Consider the following 17,587-nt stretch of genomic DNA (forward strand, 5'->3'; position numbering starts at 1 on the left):
ATCTTATATTTTCGTGGGGCCGGTGGTTCGCCCGTCGAACGTATTGTTCGTCCCTTGCCCGTCTGTTCATCTGCTGTCTCCGGTCCACCGGGAAGCGGCACCGCCCGCTTGCAGGACCGCGCGCAGGTCGGCACGCCGACGCACGCCCAGCTTGCGGTAGACGCTGGTCAGGTGGAGTTCGACGGTGCGCACGGTGACGAAGAGGGACTGCGCGACCTCCCTGTTGCCGGCTCCCGCGGCGACCAGACCGGCCACCGTGCGCTCCGTGCCCGTCAGCATGTCCAGCGCGGACGAGGTGATCTCCCGCATCCGCCCGCCGGCCACCATCAGGTCCTCCCGCGCCCGCCGGGCGAGGGCCACGCAGCCGCAGCGCCTGGCCACCGCGACCGCCTCGCGCAGGTGCTGCCGCGCCTCCCGGGCGTGCCCCGCCTCCACCAGCGCGCGCCCCAGCATCAGCGAGGCGCGGGCCTCGTGACCGCGGGCCGGTGAGGACCGCAGCAGGGTCACCGCCTCCCGCAGCGGTTCCACCGCGGCCGCACCCGGCGTGCTCGCGCCGCGGGCCAGGGCGGCGTACCCGAGGGCGCGACGGGTCCCCCATCGCTCGCTGCGCCCGGCACCCCGCTCGGCGAACTCCCGCGCTTCTCCGGTGCGGCCGAGTCCGCCCAGCAGGCAGGCGGCCTCCAGCCACCAGGGGGCGAACACGGGGTTGGTGAGTCCGGCCTCCTCCATCGAGTCCCCGCAGGCCGAGAACGTCTCCAGCGCCCCGTCCAGGTCGCCGCGGGCCAGCCGGAGGCGGCCCCGTGCCATGAGGTACCAGTGGTACTCCCACACGAAACGGTCGAGTCCCGGCCGTTTGATCGCCGCGAGCGCCTCCTCCGCTCGGGCCACCTCACCCCGTGCGACGAGGGTCGACGCGTGGGCGGCGTGCGCCATGGTGGCGGTGTCCCCCCAGCGTTCGCGGCCGAGGATCTCCAGCGCCGTCTGCGCGTCCGCCGCGGCGTCCGCGAGTGCGCCGTTCTCCACACGGAACAGCGCCCGGGTGGAGAGCGCCAGGGCGTACGTCCACACCGCGGCCTTCTCCCGGCTGTCCCGCAGCACCGCCTCCAGCGCCTCGTCGGCGGCCCGGTCCTCCTCGGCCAGGTACAGGGCGAGCGAGGCGGGCAGCAGCGACCAGGCTCCCAGCGGGGCATCCGGTGTGCGCAACGCACGGCGGGCCCGGCGCGCGGTGTCCGCGGCGGGGCCGCCGTCCGCCGCGGTGAGCACGCTCAGCATGGCGAGCTGCTGGCGCTGGGCGGGAGTGTCGCCGGGCGGCTCGGTGGTCCGGGCGGCGCGCCGCAGGGCCTGGGGGAAGGTGGACTTCTCGTCGGAGCCGACGATGAGCAGGGTCGACTCCGCGAGTGTGCGCAGTTCCCGTTCGGCGGGGTCCGGTTCGGGTCCCAGGTCGGCGTCGAGGGCGTCCAGGGCATCGGTGAGGATCTGGACGCCCTGGGCGGACCGCTGCACGCTCAGGCAGGTCAGGGCGAGCTGGATCGCCGTGGTGGTGCGGGCGCGCGCGTCGGTGGTCAGGGCGTCCGCCTCGTGCAGCAGGCTCAGTGAGCGCTCCGGGTCGTTCTCCGCCAACGCCTTGGCCAGTCGGGCGAGCAGGGCGGGGTCGTCCGGTTCGGCCTCGCGCACACGCTGCAGGTAGCGGGCTGCCGCTTCGGGGGCGCCCCGGTGTTCAGCCTGGGTGGCGGCGGCGCGCAGCACGGCGAGGGCCCAGGGATCCTTGGCCCCTGGCACCAGAAGCAGGTGCGCGGCGCTCTCCTCGGGCGGGCGTCCGATGTCGCTGAGCAGCCGGGCGGCGCTCAGGCGCAGCTCGGCCGCCCCGGCCTTGCCCAGGGCGTCGAGGAACGCGGCGCCCACCAGGTCGTGGACGAATTCCCGGCTCTCGGCCCGGACCAGGCCGGCGTGCCGCAGTATGTCCACCGCCTCCTCGACGTGCAGCACCGACAGTCCGGCCAGGGCGGCGAGGTAGGCAGTGTCCTCGTCGCCGAGCACGGCCAGGGCGCGGGCCGCCCGGCCCACCCAGTCCGGCCGGTGCTCCAGCACCCGGTGCACGGAGGCGGTGACGGCCCTCCCGCCGATCTCGGCGATCTTCCGCTCCCCCGCGTCGTCGGGGCCGAGTCCGGCCGAACGCAGATCGCTCAGCAGGCGTACGACTTGCAGGGGGTTGCCGCCGGTCACGGCCGCCAGACGGTCGACGAACGCCGGCCGGGGCTGTACGGCGGGGAAGACCAGGCCGGCCAGTTCGGCCACCCGCGGTGTGTCCAGCGGGCCGAGGCGCAGCTGAGCCGGCAGGTGGTGGGCGACCAGGTCGGCGAGCGCGTCGGGGGCGGCGGGGTCGGCCTCGCTGCGGTGGGCGGCCACCACGAGCAGCGGCAGGCCGTCGGCCCGGCGCAGCAGGAAGTCCAGCCAGCGCAGGGACCGTTCGTCGCACCAGTGGGCGTCGTCCAGGACGAGGACGAGCGGGCCGTCGGCCATGAGGTTGGCGGTCAGCCAGTACAAGCCCTGCAGCACCGAGAAGGCGTCGCCGGGCACGGCGTCGCCTTCCTGGGGTACGGCGGTGAGGGCGGGCAGGGCGTGCCGGGCGCCGCCGTCCAGGAGGGCGGAGGTGCGGCCCCTTCGGCCGGCCAGGCCGAGCGGGCCGAACAGGACGCGCACACCGCTGTAGCCGGTGGCCGCCTCGACGGCACGGCAGGAGCCGTATAGGACGGTCATGTCCGCGAAGGGGCCGTCGGCGGCCAGGGCGGCGCGCAGCAGTGCGGTCTTGCCGGCCCCTGCCGGACCGTCCAGGAGCACCAGGCGGGGTCGGCCGGTCCGGGCGGCCGCGGCGTGCCCGGCCAGGGCCTCGAGGTGCTCGGTCCGCCCGACCAGTGGCAGGACGGGATGTGCGACGCCGGCCCGGTCGGTCACTTGCTCTCCCTCGCGTCGTACAAGGCGGATGGCGCGATCGGCCCACGTGCTGCGGCGCCGCACGGCGCCGCGGCCCCGCCTGTCGGCGGTGACCGGACGACTGCCCTGCTCCCCCCGCGCCATGCCTACGTATATGTCACATCTACGCCCCGGAGAGGCTCCGCGGCCCCCTGGAGCGAGAAATCTAAGGAAATCCCCCGTCGTGGCCGTGAGATCAAGTGGTGGTGCGGTCGGCATCCTCCGTGTCCGACCCGGCCGGCAGGCCGCACGTCATCGCGTCTCCGTACCCGTCGCACGCCTGACCGGCGGGCCGCGGCGCACCACGGCAGTCACTTCGTGAAAGGGCCCTCATGGACTCCGCCGATCGGCCGATCCTCTTCGTCAGCCTCCCCGAGAGCGGGCTGCTCAACCCGTTGCTGGTGCTGGCCGGGGAGCTGGCCCGGCGCGGCGTGCCCGGCCTGTGGTTCGCCACCGACGAGCACCGGCGGGGGGACGTGGAGGCCCTCGCCGCCGCGTCCCCGGTGTCCTTCGCCTCACTGGGCGGGACGGTGTCCGAACTGTCCGCGGTGACCTGGGACGACACCGTGTACCGCGAGGTCACGCAGTCCTCGCGGTTCAAGGCGCACCGCGCGGTGGTGCGCCAGTCCTACAAGCCGGCGCTCCAGGCGCGCAAGTACCGCGAGCTGGAGCGCGTCGTGGACGAGGTGCGGCCGGCGCTCATGGTCGTGGACTGCGTGGCCGGCTTCGCGGTCGACCTCGCGCTGGCCCGGGGGATCCCGTACGTGCTCAACGTGCCGTTCGTCGCCAGCAACGTGCTCACCTCGCACAACCCCTTCGGCGCCTCGTACACCCCGAAGAACTTCCCCGTGCCCAACTCGGGTCTGCCGCTGGCGATGTCGGGCCGCCAGAAGCTGGCCAACACCCTGTTCAAGTGGCGCACGCTGGGCATGTTCCTGCACCCGGAGATGGGCCGGGTGCTGCGCGAGGACGCGGCGATCCGCAAGGAGCTGGGCATCGCCCCGCCCAACGCGATGACGCGGGTGGACGAGGCCGTAGCCGTGCTGTGCGCGTCCATCGCCGAGTTGGACTACCCCTTCGACATCCCCGAGAAGGTGCGTCTGGTGGGAGCCGTGCTGCCCCCGCTGCCGGAGGCCCCGGACGACCGCGCGGTGGCGGGGTGGCTGGACGAGCAGACCTCGGTCGTCTACATGGGCTTCGGCACCATCACCCGTCTCACCCGCGAGGAGGTCGGTGCGCTGGTGGAGGTGGCCCGGCGGATGTCGGGCACGCACCAGTTCCTGTGGAAGCTGCCGGAGGAGCAGCAGCACCTGCTGCCGCCGGCCGCGTCCCTGCCGCCGAACCTGCGGGTGGAGAACTGGGTGCCCTCGCAACTGGACGTGCTGGCCCACCCGAAGGTGTCGGTGTTCTTCTCGCACGGGGGCGGCAACGCCTACCACGAGGGCGTCTACTTCGGGAAGCCGCAGGTGGTGCGGCCGCTGTGGGTGGACTGCTTCGACCAGGCGGTCCGCGGCCAGGACTTCGGCATCAGTCTGACCCTGGACAGGCCGCACACCGTCGACCCGGACGACGTGGTGGACAAGCTGACCCGGGTCACTTCCGATCCGTCCTTCCGCGAGCGGGCCGAGCGGCTGGGCGAGCTGCAGAAGGCGGCCGGCGGCCGCGGGGCCGCCGCGGACACCGTGCTCGGCCTGCTCGCGGCGGCGTGAGCCGCCCGGCGCACCGGCCGCATCCCGTCGAGCCCCAGCCCAGCGACAGCAACGAGGACCCCATGGCCTTCACCCACCCCGTCTCCCGGCCCTTCCTGACCGGCCGGGAACTGGAATACGTCACCGACGCCGTGTCAGGCGGCTGGATCTCCTCCCAAGGACCGTACGTGCGACGCTTCGAGGAGGCCTTCGCGGCGTGGAACGGTGTGGCGCACGGCGTCGCCTGTTCCTCCGGCACCGCCGCACTCACCCTCGCGCTGCGGGCGCTGGGCATCGGCCCGGGCGACGAGGTGATCGTGCCGGAGTTCACGATGATCGCCTCGGCGTGGGCCGTCACCTACACCGGCGCCACCCCCGTCTTCGTCGACTGCGCGGACGACCTGAACATCGACGTCACCCGCGTCGAGGAGAAGATCACCCCGCGCACGCGGGCGATCATGCCGGTGCACGTCTACGGGCGGCGCTGCGACATGGACGCGATCATGGACATCGCCCACCAGTACAACCTGCGGGTGGTGGAGGACTCCGCCGAGGCGCACGGGGTGCGCCCGGTGGGGGACATCGCCTGTTTCTCGCTCTTCGCCAACAAGATCATCACGGCCGGCGAGGGCGGTGTCTGCCTCACCGACGACCCCCGGCTCGCCCGGCAGCTCGCGCACCTGCGGGCGATGGCCTTCACCCGCGACCACAGCTTCCTGCACAAGAAGCTGGCCTACAACCACCGCATGACCGCCATGCAGGGCGCCGTGGCGCTGGCCCAGGTCGAGCGCCTGGACGACATCCTGGCCGCGCGCCGGGAGATAGAGGCCCGCTACGACGCCGCCCTCAAGGACGTCCCCGGCATCACGCTGATGCCGCCGCGCGACGTGCTGTGGATGTACGACCTGCGCGCCGAGCGCCGCGAGGAACTGCGCGCCCACCTCGACGCACGCGGCGTGGAGACCCGGCTGTTCTTCAAGCCGATGAGCCGGCAGCCCGGCTACCTGGACCCGGTCTGGCCGACCCTGAACGCCCACCGCTTCAGCGAGGACGGCCTGTACCTGCCCACCCACACCGGGCTCACCGCCGACGACCAGGAGTACATCACCGGGGCGGTCCGGGAGTTCTACACCTCCGGCTGACCGGCCGGCCCGCGCGCCGCCCGCCCGACGCGGGCGCGGCACCGCGACCGCACGACGAGAGACGAGGATCGGACATGACGACCAGCACCGGCCCCACGGTGGTCGACTTCCCCTTGCGCACGCCCGAGGAGCCGCTGCCGCTGTCCCAGTACGCCGGCCACCGGCGGCACAGCGGCCTGGTGCAGTCCCACCTGCCCAACGGCGTACCGATCTGGTTGGTCACCCGGCACGAGGACGTGCGCGCGGTGCTCACCCACCCGAAGATCAGCGCCAACCCCGACAACGAGGGCTTCCCCAACGTCGGCGAGACGATGGGCGTGCCCAAGCAGGACCAGATCCCCGGCTGGTTCGTGGGACTGGACTCCCCCGAGCACGACCGCTTCCGCAAGGTCCTCATCCCCGAGTTCACGGTGCGCCGCGTCCGCGAGCTGCGCCCCGCCGTGGAGCGGATCGTCGACGAGCGCATCGACGCGATGCTGGCCGGCGGCAACACCGCGGACCTGGTCAACGACTTCGCGCTGCCGGTGCCGTCCCTGGTGATCTCCTCCCTCCTCGGTGTGCCCCCGGCCGACCGGGACTTCTTCGAGTCCCGCACCCGCACCCTGGTCGCCATCCGCTCCTCCACCGACGAGCAGCGCGCCACGGCCACCCGGCAACTCCTGCGCTACATCAACCGGTTGATCGCCATCAAGGACAAGTGGCGCGGCGACGACCTGATCAGCCGCCTGCTGTCCACGGGGCAGCTCAGCCACGAGGAACTCTCGGGCGTCCTGCTGCTCCTGCTGATCGCCGGGCACGAGACCACCGCCAACAACATCGGGCTCGGTGTGGTCACCCTGCTCTCCCACCCGCAGTGGGCCGGCGACGAGCGGGCCGTGGAGGAGCTGCTGCGGCTGCACTCGGTGGCCGACATGGTGGCGCTGCGCGTCGCGGTGGACGACGTGGAGATCGCGGGCCAGACGATCCGCAAGGGCGAGGGCATCGTCCCGCTGCTGGCCGCCGCCAACCACGACACGGAGGTCTTCGGCTGTCCGCACGCCTTCGATCCCGAGCGGTCCGAGCGGCGGCACGTGGCCTTCGGCTACGGCGTCCACCAGTGCCTGGGCCAGAACCTGGTCCGGGTCGAGATGGACATCGCCTACCGCAAGCTGTTCGAGCGCATCCCCACCCTGGAGCTGGCCGTCCCGCTGGAGGAACTGGCCTTCAAGTACGACGGGATCCTCTTCGGACTGCACGAACTGCCGGTGCGCTGGTAGCCGCCGGTACCACCCCCGCCCTACCACCGAGGAGCCAGACGATCATGCGTGTCACCGTCGACAGCGAACGGTGCGTCGGCGCCGGCCAGTGCGTGCTGAACGCCCCCTCCGTCTTCGACCAGGACGACGACGGCGTCGTGGTCCTGCTGCACGAGGAGCCCGCCGCCCAGGACGCGGACGCGGTCCACGAGGCGGGCGACCTGTGCCCGTCGGGCTCGATCACCGTCCACGAGGACTGAACCCGGCCGACGGCACCCCCGAGCCGGTACCACCAGAGCAAGAAACCGGAAGGACACACACCGTGACCACCGCTGAGGACACCCGGGCCCTGTGGCTGCGGCGCTACCACCCGGCCGGCACCGACGCCGTCCGGCTGGTCTGCTTCCCGCACGCCGGCGGCTCCGCCAGCTTCTACCACCCGGTCTCGGCGCGCTTCGCACCGAAGGCCGAGGTCATCTCGTTGCAGTACCCCGGCCGTCAGGACCGGCGCAAGGAACCCTGCGTCACGGATCTCGGCACCCTCGCCGACCTGATCACCGAGCAGCTCCTCGCCCTGGACGAGAGGCCGACGGTGTTCTTCGGGCACAGCATGGGCGCCGCCCTGGCCTTCGAGACGGCCTGGCGCCTGGAGCAGCGGGACGCCGGCCCGCACACCGTCCTCGCCTCCGGCCGCCGGGCCCCCTCCACCACCCGCGCCGAGGAGGTCCACCTGCGCGACGACGACGGGATCGTCGCCGAGATGAAGCGGCTGAACGGCACCGCCGCCGGTGTCCTCGGCGACGAGGAGATCCTGCGCATGGCGCTGCCCGCGCTGCGCGGCGACTACCGCGCCATCGAGACCTACTCCTGCCCGCCCGACCGCCGGGTGCGCTGCGCCCTGACCGCCCTCACCGGCCGGGACGACCCGCTGACCACGGTCGCGGAGGCCGAGCGCTGGCAGGAGCACACCACGGGGCCGTTCCGGCTGCGGGTGTTCGACGGCGGCCACTTCTTCCTCACCCAGCACCTCGCGGCGGTCCAGGCCGAGATCGGACGCGCCCTCGACCCGGTCCCGCCCGCCACCGCCTCCTGAGCGCCCCGCCCGGGCGAGGGATGGGCCGCCGCCCGGGCCGGTGCTGGAGCCGTGACCGGCGTACGCCCGTCGGTGCCGTGCCCGAGTCCGCTCACCGCAGCCGTGGCCGACGCATCACCGGAGAGCCCGCACACGGCCGGACGGCGACCCCGTCCGTCGCCCTTCACGTCACTTTCCGCTCCCGCGCCCCCGGACAAGGACACCATGCGCACACTTCTCGTCGACAACTACGACTCCTTCACCTACAACCTCTTCCACTACCTGTCCCGGGTCAACGGGCGGGAGCCGGAGGTCATCCGCAACGACGATCCGGCCTGGCGGCCCGGGATGCTCGACGCGTTCGACAACGTGGTGCTCTCCCCCGGTCCCGGCACCCCGCACCGGCCCGCCGACTTCGGCCTGTGCGCCCGGGTCGCGGAGGAAGGCCGGCTGCCCGTGCTCGGCGTCTGCCTGGGCCACCAGGGCGTGGCGCTCGCCCACGGCGCGCGTGTGGACCGCGCGCCCGAGCCGCGCCACGGCCGGACCTCCGCCGTACGGCACGACGGAACCGGCCTCTTCGAAGGGCTGCCCCAGCCGCTGGAGGTCGTGCGCTACCACTCCTTGGCGGTGACCGACCTGCCGCCGGAGATCGAGGCCACCGCCTGGTCGTCGGACGGGGTGCTGATGGCGCTGCGCCACCGCACGCTGCCGCTGTGGGGCGTGCAGTTCCACCCGGAGTCGATCGGGACCCAGGAGGGGCACCGCCTCCTGGACAACTTCCGCCGGCTCACCGAGCGGTACCGCTCCTCACGGCGCGGCGGTGCGGGCCCGGCGGGCACCGCTCCCGCGCCCGCCACCGGCGACACGTCCGCTCACGCCGCGCGGCCCGCACCGGACACGCCCGGCCCCGTCCGGCGGCTGCGGGTGCTCGCCGAGCGGCTGCCGGCGCGCTGGGACGCGGAGGTCGCCTTCGACACGTTGTTCCGCACCGGTGAGCACCCCTTCTGGCTGGACAGCAGCCGCCCCGGCGGTCGCCTGGGCCAGTTGTCGGTGATGGGCGACGCCTCGGGCCCCCTCGCCCGGATCGCCCGGGCCGACGTGCAGGCCGGCACCGTGACCGTCACCGCCGACGGCACCAGCCACACCGTCTCGGAGCCCTTCCTGTCCTGGCTGGAGAACGACCTGGCAGGGCTGCGCACCGAGGTGCCCGAGCTGCCCTTCGAGTTCGCCCTGGGCTGGGTGGGCTGCCTGGGCTACGAGCTCAAGGCCGAGTGCGGCGGCGACGCCGCCCACCGCTCCCCCGACCCCGACGCCGTCCTCGTCTTCGCCGACCGCGCCCTGGTCCTCGACCACCGCACCGACACCGGATACCTGCTCGCGCTCGCCGAGGACGGCGACGAGGGCGCCGCCCGTGCCTGGCTCGCCGATGCCGCAGCCTCCCTCCACGGCGTCGCGGGCCGGCCGCCGGCGCCGTGTCCCCCGGTGCCCGAGTGCGCCGCGGGCCCCGTGGAGCTGCGGCACGACCGGGACGCCTACCTCAAGATGATCGACGTCTGCCAGCAGGAGATCGCCGCCGGCGAGACCTACGAGGTCTGCCTGACCAACATGGCCGAGGTCGACACCGACCTCGATCCCTGGCAGGCCTACCGGGCCCTGCGCCGGCTGAGCGCCGCGCCCTTCGCCGCGTACCTGCACTTCGGTCCGCTGGCGGTGCTCAGCAGCTCGCCCGAGCGGTTCCTGCGCATCGACCGGCACGGCACCATGGAGTCCAAGCCGATCAAGGGCACACGGCCGCGCGGCGCCACCCCAGAGGAGGACGCCCGGCTGGTCGAGGACCTGGCCGCCTCCGAGAAGGACCGCGCCGAGAACCTGATGATCGTCGATCTGGTCCGGCACGACCTGGGGCGGTGCGCCGAGGTCGGCTCGGTCGTCGCCGACCCGGTGTTCCAGGTGGAGAGCTACGCGACGGTGCACCAGCTGGTCAGTACCGTCCGGGCCCGGCTGCGTCGGGACACCAGCCCGGTGGCGGCGGTGCGGGCCGCCTTCCCCGGCGGGTCGATGACCGGCGCCCCGAAGATCCGCACCATGCAGGTCATCGACCGTCTCGAGGGCGGACCGCGCGGCGTGTACTCGGGTGCGATCGGCTACTTCTCGCTGACCGGCGCGGTGGACCTGTCCATCGTCATACGCACGCTGGTGCTCAGCGGCAACCGGCTGCGCTACGGCGTCGGCGGCGCCGTCATCGCGCTGTCCGACCCGGCGGCCGAGTTCGAGGAGACGGCGGTCAAGGCCACCCCGATGCTGCGACTGCTCGGTGCGCGCTTCCCCGGCCGTGAGGAATCCGGTGGGGATCTCCTCCGGCCCACCGCCGGCGTCCCCGCAGAGGCACCCGAGCCTCCAGGGGTGGCGCGGGCGGAGTCGGCCGCCACCCGGTGACCGCGACGGGAGCCGTCCCCCGCGCCGGGCCGGCTCCCGTCCCCGCCACGTTCGTGGCCCGACCGCATCTCTAGGGAAAACCCGGACCGCTCGGCAAGAGCCTTGAGCCGATCCCCGCACGACGGCGACGCTCGACATCCCGGGAGTGATGGTGCCCGTCCACGCACACGACTACGCGACCGATCCACCCGGTGCCACCGGCCGGTCCCTGGACGGGCTGACCCTGCCGGAGGTGTTCGCCGCGGCGGTGCGCCGCGGCGGCGACGCGACGGCCCTGCTCGACGGCGAGCGCGCCCGGACCTGGAACGCCTGGCGGACCGAGGTGGACGCGCTGGCGCGCGGTCTTCAGGAGGCGGGGATCGCCCCCGGTGACGTGGTGGCCCTGCACCTGCCCAACAGCTGGGAGTACCTGACGCTGCATCTGGCGGCCGCCGAGGTCGGGGCCGTCACCATGCCCGTGCACCAGGGCAACGCCGCCGCCGACGTACGGGCCCTGCTGGAACGCGTCGGCCCGGCCGCCCTCGTCCTGCCGCCGCGCACACAGGAGGACGGCGGGCCGCTGGCGGCGGCGACGCTGCGCGAGGCGCTGCCCGCACTGCGCGCCGTACTGGTCACCGGGGACACGGCCACCCCCGGCACGCGGACCGTGACCGGATTGCTGGAGCGGTACTCCGGACAGCGGCCCCACCCCGTCGAGGTGCGTCCCGAGTCACCGTTCCTGCTGCTGCCGTCCTCCGGCACCACCTCCGCACGGCCCAAGATCTGTGTGCACTCCCACGACGGACTGCTCACCAACTCCCGCGCGGCGACCGAGGACTCGGCCGACGCCTACGCCGGTACGGTGCTGACCGCGTGCCCGCTGACCCACTGCTTCGGCCTGCAGTCGGCGTACTCGGCGCTGTTCCGCGCGGGCCGCCAGGTGCTCCTCGGCACCTGGGACGTCGACCGGTTCTTCGAGCTCGCCCGGCGGGAGCAGCCGACCGTGGTGGTCGCGGTGCCCGCCCAACTGCACGACATGGTCTCCCGGGCGGAGGGCTCCGCCGACGGCGCGGGTTTCCGTCCCGACCGGGTCCTCACCGCGGGGGCCGCCCTGCCCCCGGCGCTGGTGCGCTCGGTGCGTGAGTCCCTGGACACGGCTCTGGTGGTGGTCTGGGGCATGTCGGAGGCCGGCAACGGCACCAGCAGCCTGGCCGGGGACCCGCCGGACGTGGCCTCGCGCAGCGTGGGCCGCCCCACCCGGGACGCCGAGATGCGTGTCCTGGACGAGGACGGCCGCCCGTGCCCGCCAGGTGAGCCCGGCGAACTGCACTACCGCAGTCCCAGCATGTTCCGCGGCTACCTCGGCGAGCCGGAGCTGACCGGGCGGGTGGTGTCGCGGGACGGCTGGCTGCGCACCGGCGACCTGGCCTCGATCGGCGAGGACGGGCTGGTCGTCTTCCACGGCCGGTCCGCCGAACTGATCAACGTGGGCGGCCGGAAGTTCAACGCGGTGGAGGTCCAGGCGCTCCTCGCCGACCTGCCCGGCATCGGCCCGCTCGCCGTCGTCGCCAAGCCGGACCCGCGGCTGGGCGAGTACCCGGTACTCGTGGTCACCGAGCGCCCGGCGGAGGACGGGGTCCCGGGCACCGCCGGTGCCTCGGGCGGTGCGCCGGGCCGTCCGCGCGGCACCGTCGGGCTGGACGAGGTCACGGCGTTCCTGCGCGGGCTGGGCCTCGCGGAGTACAAGATGCCGCTGGAGCTGGTGGTGCTGCCCGAACTGCCCCGCACTCCCGCCGGGAAGATCAACCGGCTGGCGCTCGAACGGCTCCTCGCCGAGGACGCCGCGCGTCCCGCGCCGCTCCCGGACGACGTGGTCCGCCCCGACCTGCGCACCGCGCTCGACCTGGTCATCGCCTCGGTCGCCGAGGTGACCGCCGCGTCCGGCGGGGGCGGGGACGGTGGCACGACGTCGGCGCACATCGGTCCGGACACCACGTTCCGCGCCCACGGGCTGGACTCGGTCGCCTCGGTGCGGCTGCGCAACGTGCTGGCCGAGGCCACCGGCCTGCCGCTGCCCGCGGGCCTCGCCTTCGACTTCCCCACCCCCGCCGCCCTGGCCCGTGAACTCGCCGGACTGGACCGGCCCGGCGAGGTGGCCCACGAGACGGGGCCGACCGGAACGGCTGCCGGTGACGGCGAACCGGTCGCGATCGTCTCCATGGCCTGCCGCCTGCCCGGCGGCGCGAACTCCCCCGAGGCGCTGTGGGAGTTGCTGCGCGAGGGCACCGACGCCGTGTCCGCCTTCCCCGAGGACCGGGGCTGGGACCTGGACACTCTCTTCGGCGACGATCCCGACGCCCCCGGTACCTCCGTGGCCCGCGAGGGCGGCTTCCTGCGCGACGCGGCCCATTTCGACGCCGGGTTCTTCCAGATGTCCGCGCGGGAGGCCCTCGCCACCGACCCGCAGCAGCGGCTGATGCTGGAGACCGCCTGGGAGGCCGTGGAGCGCGCCCGGATCGACGCCGTGACGCTGCGCGGCAGCCGCACCGGCGTGTTCACCGGCGCGATGTACCACGACTACGCCGCGGGCGCGGCCGACACGGCCGGGGATCTGGAGGGCCTGCTGCCGGTGGGCACCGCGGGCGGCGCGCTGTCCGGTCGTATCGCCTACGCCCTCGGTCTGAACGGCCCGGCGCTGACCGTGGACACGGCCTGCTCGTCCTCCTTGGTCGCCCTGCACCTGGCGTGCCGTTCCCTGCGGTCCGGGGAGTCGGATCTGGCGCTGGCCGGCGGGGTCGCCGTGATGGCGACCCCGGCCGCCTTCACCGGATTCTCCCGGCTGCGGGGCCTCTCGCCGGACGGCCGCTGCAAGTCCTTCGGTGAGGGCGCGGACGGCGCCGCCTGGTCCGAGGGCGCGGGCCTGCTGCTGCTGGAACGGCTGTCCGACGCCCGCCGCAACGGCCACCCCGTCCTCGCCGTGATCCAGGGTTCCGCCGTCAACCAGGACGGTGCGAGCAACGGTCTCACCGCGCCCAACGGCCCCGCCCAGCGCCAGGTCCTCCGACAGGCCCTGGCCGACGCCGGGGTGAGCGCCGACGAGGTGGACGCCGTCGAGGCGCACGGCACCGGCACCGCCCTGGGCGACCCCATCGAGGCGGAGGCCCTGCTGGACACCTACGGGCAGGACCGGCCGCCGGGACGGCCGCTGTGGCTGGGCTCCGTCAAGTCGAACCTCGGGCACACCCAGGCCGCCGCGGGCGCCGCCGCCGTGATCAAGATGGTGCTGGCCCTGCGGCACGGCCTGCTCCCGCGCACCCTGCACGCGGACACCCCGACCACGCGGGTGGACTGGGAACGGGGCGCCGTACGCCTGCTGTCCGAGGCCCGGGACTGGCCCCGCGAGGACGGCAGGCCGCGGCGCGCCGGGATCTCCTCCTTCGGCATCAGCGGGACCAACGCCCACCTGATCCTGGCCGAGGCACCGGATCCGGTCCCGGACCCTGACCCCGCGCGGGAGCCTGGCGACGGCACGTCCCCCGAGGACTCCGCTCACCCGGCCGCCGCCGTGCCGTGGCTGGTGTCGGCGAAGGACGGCGACGCGCTGCGCGGGCAGGCCCGGCGGCTGGCCGCCCACGCCGCCGCGCACCCCGAGGTGTCCGGCCGGGACATCGCCTACTCCCTGCTCACCACCCGTACGCTGCACCCGCGCGCGGCCGTGCTGACCGGCGACGACCGGGACGGACTCCGGGCCGCCGCGGAGACGTTCGCCCGCGGGGAGGCCCCCGGGAGTGCCCTCCGCACCCTGGCGGGCGGTACGGCGGAGACGGCGTTCGTCTTCACCGGGCAGGGCAGCCAGCGCCCGGGAATGGGCCGCGGGCTCGCCGCCGCCTTCCCCGTCTTCGACGCGTCCCTGCGCGAGGTGTGCGCCCTCCTCGATCCGCTGCTGGAACGGCCGTTGACCGAGGTCATGTGGTCCGCTCCGGGCAGCGGGGTGGCGGCGGCGCTCGACGGAACCGGCTACGCCCAGCCCGCGCTGTTCGCCTTCGAGGTGGCCCTGTACCGGCTCCTCGAGTCCTGGGGGACCGTCCCGGACCGGCTGGTGGGGCACTCGGTGGGCGAGATCGCCGCGGCCCACGTGGCGGGCGTGCTCTCGCTCCGGGACGCCTGCGTCCTGGTGGCGGCGCGCGGCCGGCTGATGCGGGCGCTGCCGCCGGGCGGGACCATGGTCGCGGTGGGTTGCTCCGAGGCGGAGGTCCTGCCCCTGCTCGCGGACCGTACCCACGAGGTCGCCGTCGCCGCAGTCAACGGGCCCCGCTCCGTGGTCCTGTCCGGCGCGCGGGAGCCTCTGTCGGAGCTGACCGCCGAACTGTCCGCCGCCGGGCACCGGACGCGGCTCCTCGCGGTCAGCCACGCCTTCCACTCACCGCTGATGGAGCCGATGCTCGCCGCCTTCCGCGAGACGGTCGCCGGGCTGTCCTTCCACGCGCCCACCGTGCCCCTCGTCTCCTGTGTCACCGGCCGGCCGCTCACCGCTCAGCAGGCCCGCGACCCTGAGCACTGGGTACGCCACGTCCGGGACACGGTGCGGTTCGCCGACGCGGTCGGCCGGCTGGCCGAGGAACGCACCACCGTCTACGTCGAGTTGGGCCCGGAGGCGGCACTCGCCCCGATGGTCCAGGAGTGCCTGGGCGAGGGGGAGGCGACCGCCGCGCCCGTGGTGGTGCCGGCGCTGCGCGGCACGGACGGCGAGGAGGAGGCGAGTGCCCTTCTCACTACCGCCGTACGCCTGCACGCGGCCGGTCTCCCGGTGGACTGGCGGGCGGCCCTGCCGGGAGCGCGCGCGGTGGACCTGCCCACCTACGCCTTCCGGCACGAGGCGTACTGGTTGGCCTCGGTGCCCTCCACGGCGGTCGCCGTGGGGCCGCCGACGGCGACCGTCACGGCCGGCGATCCCCGGGCCGAGCTGGCGGAGCGGCTGGCCGTCCTGTCCGAGGACGAGGCCGATGCCCTGGTCATCGAGCTGGTGCGGGACGAGCTGGCGGCCGTGGTGGGCGGCGGACTCCCCTCCGACGCCGGGGCGGACACCGTGTTCACCGACCTCGGCGTCACCTCCGTGACCGCCGTGGAACTGCGCAACCGCCTGTCCGCCGCCACCGGCGTGCGGCTGCCTCCGACCCTGGTCTTCGACCACCCCTCCCCCGCCGCCGTGGCCCGCCTCGTGCGCGACGGGCTCCGGCCCTCCGGTCCTCGGCGCGCTCGGGACGCGGCCTCCCTCGTGGACGAGCTGGAGGCACTGCTCGTCTCCGGCGCGGCCCTCGACACCGGTACGGGAGCCCGGCTGCGGGCCCTGGCCGGCCGCTGGGCCCCCGCCCGGAACGGGAAGACGGCCCGCGCCACCGGTCCGCTGGACCTGGACTCCGCGTCCGACGAGGAGCTGTTCCGCCTCATGGACGGCGCCGGCCTCCCCGAGGACACCGCGGACGGCACGACCGGACAGACCGACGTCGCTGCCGGCGGGACCCGGTGACCGCTTCCACCCGGACCCGCGCCCTGCCCGCCGTACGTACGGACACACGCACGCGCACGCACACCGGCACGCTCTCTGCCCGAAACGGTTGCGAGCGTGCCCGTTCGGGCACGGCGCGCGGGCCGTCCACCACCGCAGGCGCACGGACGGGGGACCGTCCGTGCCCGTGGCCCGGTCCGGTGCGGTCCGCCGCGCGGGCACCGGACGCGTGCCCGGCCGGCCACCGGCCGACCGGCCGACCTGCGCGGAGCGTCCTCCGCCTTCCACCGGCCGCCCCTCACCTGGCGCGGCCCCACCAGCGGGAGCACCTTTCATGAACCGGACCGTCACGCCCGTCGCCGCCCCGTCAGGACCGGCCGGTGGGCCCGGTGACCTGATGATCGAGGCCGACGGCGTCAGCAAGTCCTTCGGCCCGGTCCAAGCCCTGCACTCGGTGAGCGTCAGCGCGCCCCGGGGCACGGTCCTGGGGCTGCTCGGCCACAACGGCGCCGGGAAGACCACCCTGGTCAACATCCTCACGACGGCGCTGCCGCTCACCTCGGGGCGGGCCGCGGTCGCCGGCTACGACGTGGCCCGCGAGCCCGTCGAGATCCGTCGGCGGATCGGGCTCACCGGGCAGTTCGCCTCCGTGGACGGGCAACTCGGCGGACGCGACAACCTCGTCCTGATCGCCCGGCTTCTGGGCGCAGGGCGGCGGGCGGCCCGGGCGCGCGCCGACGAACTCCTGGAGCTGTTCCAGCTGACCGAGGTCGCCGACCGGCGGGCGAGCGGTTACTCCGGCGGGCTGCGACGCCGCCTCGACCTGGCCGTGTCACTGGTCGGCGCGCCCGCGGTGCTCTTCCTCGACGAACCGACCACCGGCCTGGACCCGTCCAGCCGGCTCAACCTGTGGGAGATCGTCGAGGGCCTCGTCGAGCAGGGCACCACGGTGCTGCTGACCACGCAGTACCTGGAGGAGGCCGACCGGCTGGCGGACTCCATAGCGGTGCTGTCCGCCGGCCGGGTCGTCGCCGCCGGGACCGCCGCGGAGCTGAAGGCGACCGTCGGCCGCCGCACGGTCACCCTGGCCCTCGAGACCGGCGAGGACCGGAACGCGGCGGGCGCGGCACTGCGCGGCGCGGGGTTCGCCCCGGTGGTCGGCGAGGAGGACCCCCGCGCCGTCGTCGTCCCGATCGACGCCACCCGGGAGATCGCCGAGGTCGTCCGGGCCCTGGACCAGGTGGGCGTCGAGGCCACCGAGCTGACCTTCGGCGAGCCCACCCTGGACGACGTGTACCTGGCACTCGCCGATCAGTCCGCGTCCCGCACGCCTGCGTAAGGCCCCGGCCCCCGGCGCCGTACACCCTCACCGAAACACCGCGACACCCGGCGGGCGGAACCGCCGCCCGACGTCTCCTGTGGAGGACCCCGTGACCACTCAGCTGCCCCCGGCCCCCCGTCCGGCCGCGCCCCGGACCGCGGCCGGCACGGCGCCCGTGTTCGGGGGGACCTCGCTCCCCGCCCAGATACGGATCCTGACCGGGCGGTCGCTGCGGGCC

At 74.5% G+C, this 17,587-nt stretch carries 9 protein-coding genes; 8 read left to right on the forward strand and 1 reads right to left on the reverse strand.

Features of this window, described 5'->3' with window-relative positions:
- Nucleotides 1-66: 66 nt before the first annotated feature.
- Nucleotides 67-2,952 carry an ATP-binding protein gene (locus ACLIN4_RS01260; protein WP_411575394.1) on the reverse strand — a complete coding sequence of 962 codons (2,886 nt, stop codon included), beginning with the start codon at nt 2,950-2,952 and terminating at the stop codon, nt 67-69.
- A gap of 350 nt (nt 2,953-3,302) precedes the next feature.
- Here ACLIN4_RS01260 and ACLIN4_RS01265 point away from each other — a divergent pair, with 350 nt between their 5' ends.
- From ACLIN4_RS01265 to ACLIN4_RS01300, 8 genes are all read left to right on the forward strand, one after another.
- Nucleotides 3,303-4,679, forward strand: a complete 1,377-nt coding sequence (locus ACLIN4_RS01265; RefSeq protein WP_100047054.1) for a glycosyltransferase — start codon at nt 3,303-3,305, stop codon at nt 4,677-4,679.
- 62 nt (nt 4,680-4,741) lie between these two features.
- Complete coding sequence (locus ACLIN4_RS01270; protein ID WP_382021912.1) at nt 4,742-5,800, forward strand: DegT/DnrJ/EryC1/StrS family aminotransferase; 1,059 nt, start codon at nt 4,742-4,744, stop codon at nt 5,798-5,800.
- Nucleotides 5,801-5,874: 74 nt separating this feature from the next.
- A complete protein-coding gene (locus tag ACLIN4_RS01275) occupies nt 5,875-7,056 on the forward strand; it encodes a cytochrome P450 (protein ID WP_289913689.1) in 1,182 nt (393 codons plus the stop codon).
- A gap of 44 nt (nt 7,057-7,100) precedes the next feature.
- The gene (locus tag ACLIN4_RS01280; RefSeq protein ID WP_019328939.1) at nt 7,101-7,295 is read left to right on the forward strand and encodes a ferredoxin; all 195 of its coding nucleotides are present in this window, start codon (nt 7,101-7,103) and stop codon (nt 7,293-7,295) included.
- Nucleotides 7,296-7,357: 62 nt separating this feature from the next.
- On the forward strand, nt 7,358-8,128 hold the full coding sequence (locus tag ACLIN4_RS01285; RefSeq protein WP_289913694.1) for a thioesterase II family protein: 771 nt from the start codon (nt 7,358-7,360) through the stop codon (nt 8,126-8,128).
- Between the two features lie 204 nt (nt 8,129-8,332).
- Complete coding sequence (pabB, locus tag ACLIN4_RS01290; RefSeq protein WP_411575395.1) at nt 8,333-10,543, forward strand: aminodeoxychorismate synthase component I; 2,211 nt, start codon at nt 8,333-8,335, stop codon at nt 10,541-10,543.
- Between the two features lie 148 nt (nt 10,544-10,691).
- Nucleotides 10,692-16,049, forward strand: coding sequence for a beta-ketoacyl synthase N-terminal-like domain-containing protein (locus tag ACLIN4_RS01295; protein ID WP_411575396.1), 5,358 nt, complete (start codon nt 10,692-10,694; stop codon nt 16,047-16,049).
- 313 nt (nt 16,050-16,362) lie between these two features.
- Entirely contained in the window at nt 16,363-17,367 is a 1,005-nt protein-coding gene (locus ACLIN4_RS01300) for an ATP-binding cassette domain-containing protein (RefSeq protein WP_411575397.1), read from the forward strand.
- Nucleotides 17,368-17,587: the final 220 nt, after the last annotated feature.

This window comes from Streptomyces mutabilis (genome assembly GCF_046628145.1).
Lineage (GTDB): Bacteria > Actinomycetota > Actinomycetes > Streptomycetales > Streptomycetaceae > Streptomyces > Streptomyces mutabilis.

Coding starts and splice junctions, on each gene's coding strand:
- ACLIN4_RS01280 (WP_019328939.1), top strand. CDS start 7,101: ATGCGTGTCACCGTCGACAGCGAACGGTGCGTCGGCGCCGGCCAGTGC.
- ACLIN4_RS01300 (WP_411575397.1), top strand. CDS start 16,363: ATGAACCGGACCGTCACGCCCGTCGCCGCCCCGTCAGGACCGGCCGGT.
- ACLIN4_RS01295 (WP_411575396.1), top strand. CDS start 10,692: ATGGTGCCCGTCCACGCACACGACTACGCGACCGATCCACCCGGTGCC.
- pabB (WP_411575395.1), top strand. CDS start 8,333: ATGCGCACACTTCTCGTCGACAACTACGACTCCTTCACCTACAACCTC.
- ACLIN4_RS01265 (WP_100047054.1), top strand. CDS start 3,303: ATGGACTCCGCCGATCGGCCGATCCTCTTCGTCAGCCTCCCCGAGAGC.
- ACLIN4_RS01270 (WP_382021912.1), top strand. CDS start 4,742: ATGGCCTTCACCCACCCCGTCTCCCGGCCCTTCCTGACCGGCCGGGAA.
- ACLIN4_RS01275 (WP_289913689.1), top strand. CDS start 5,875: ATGACGACCAGCACCGGCCCCACGGTGGTCGACTTCCCCTTGCGCACG.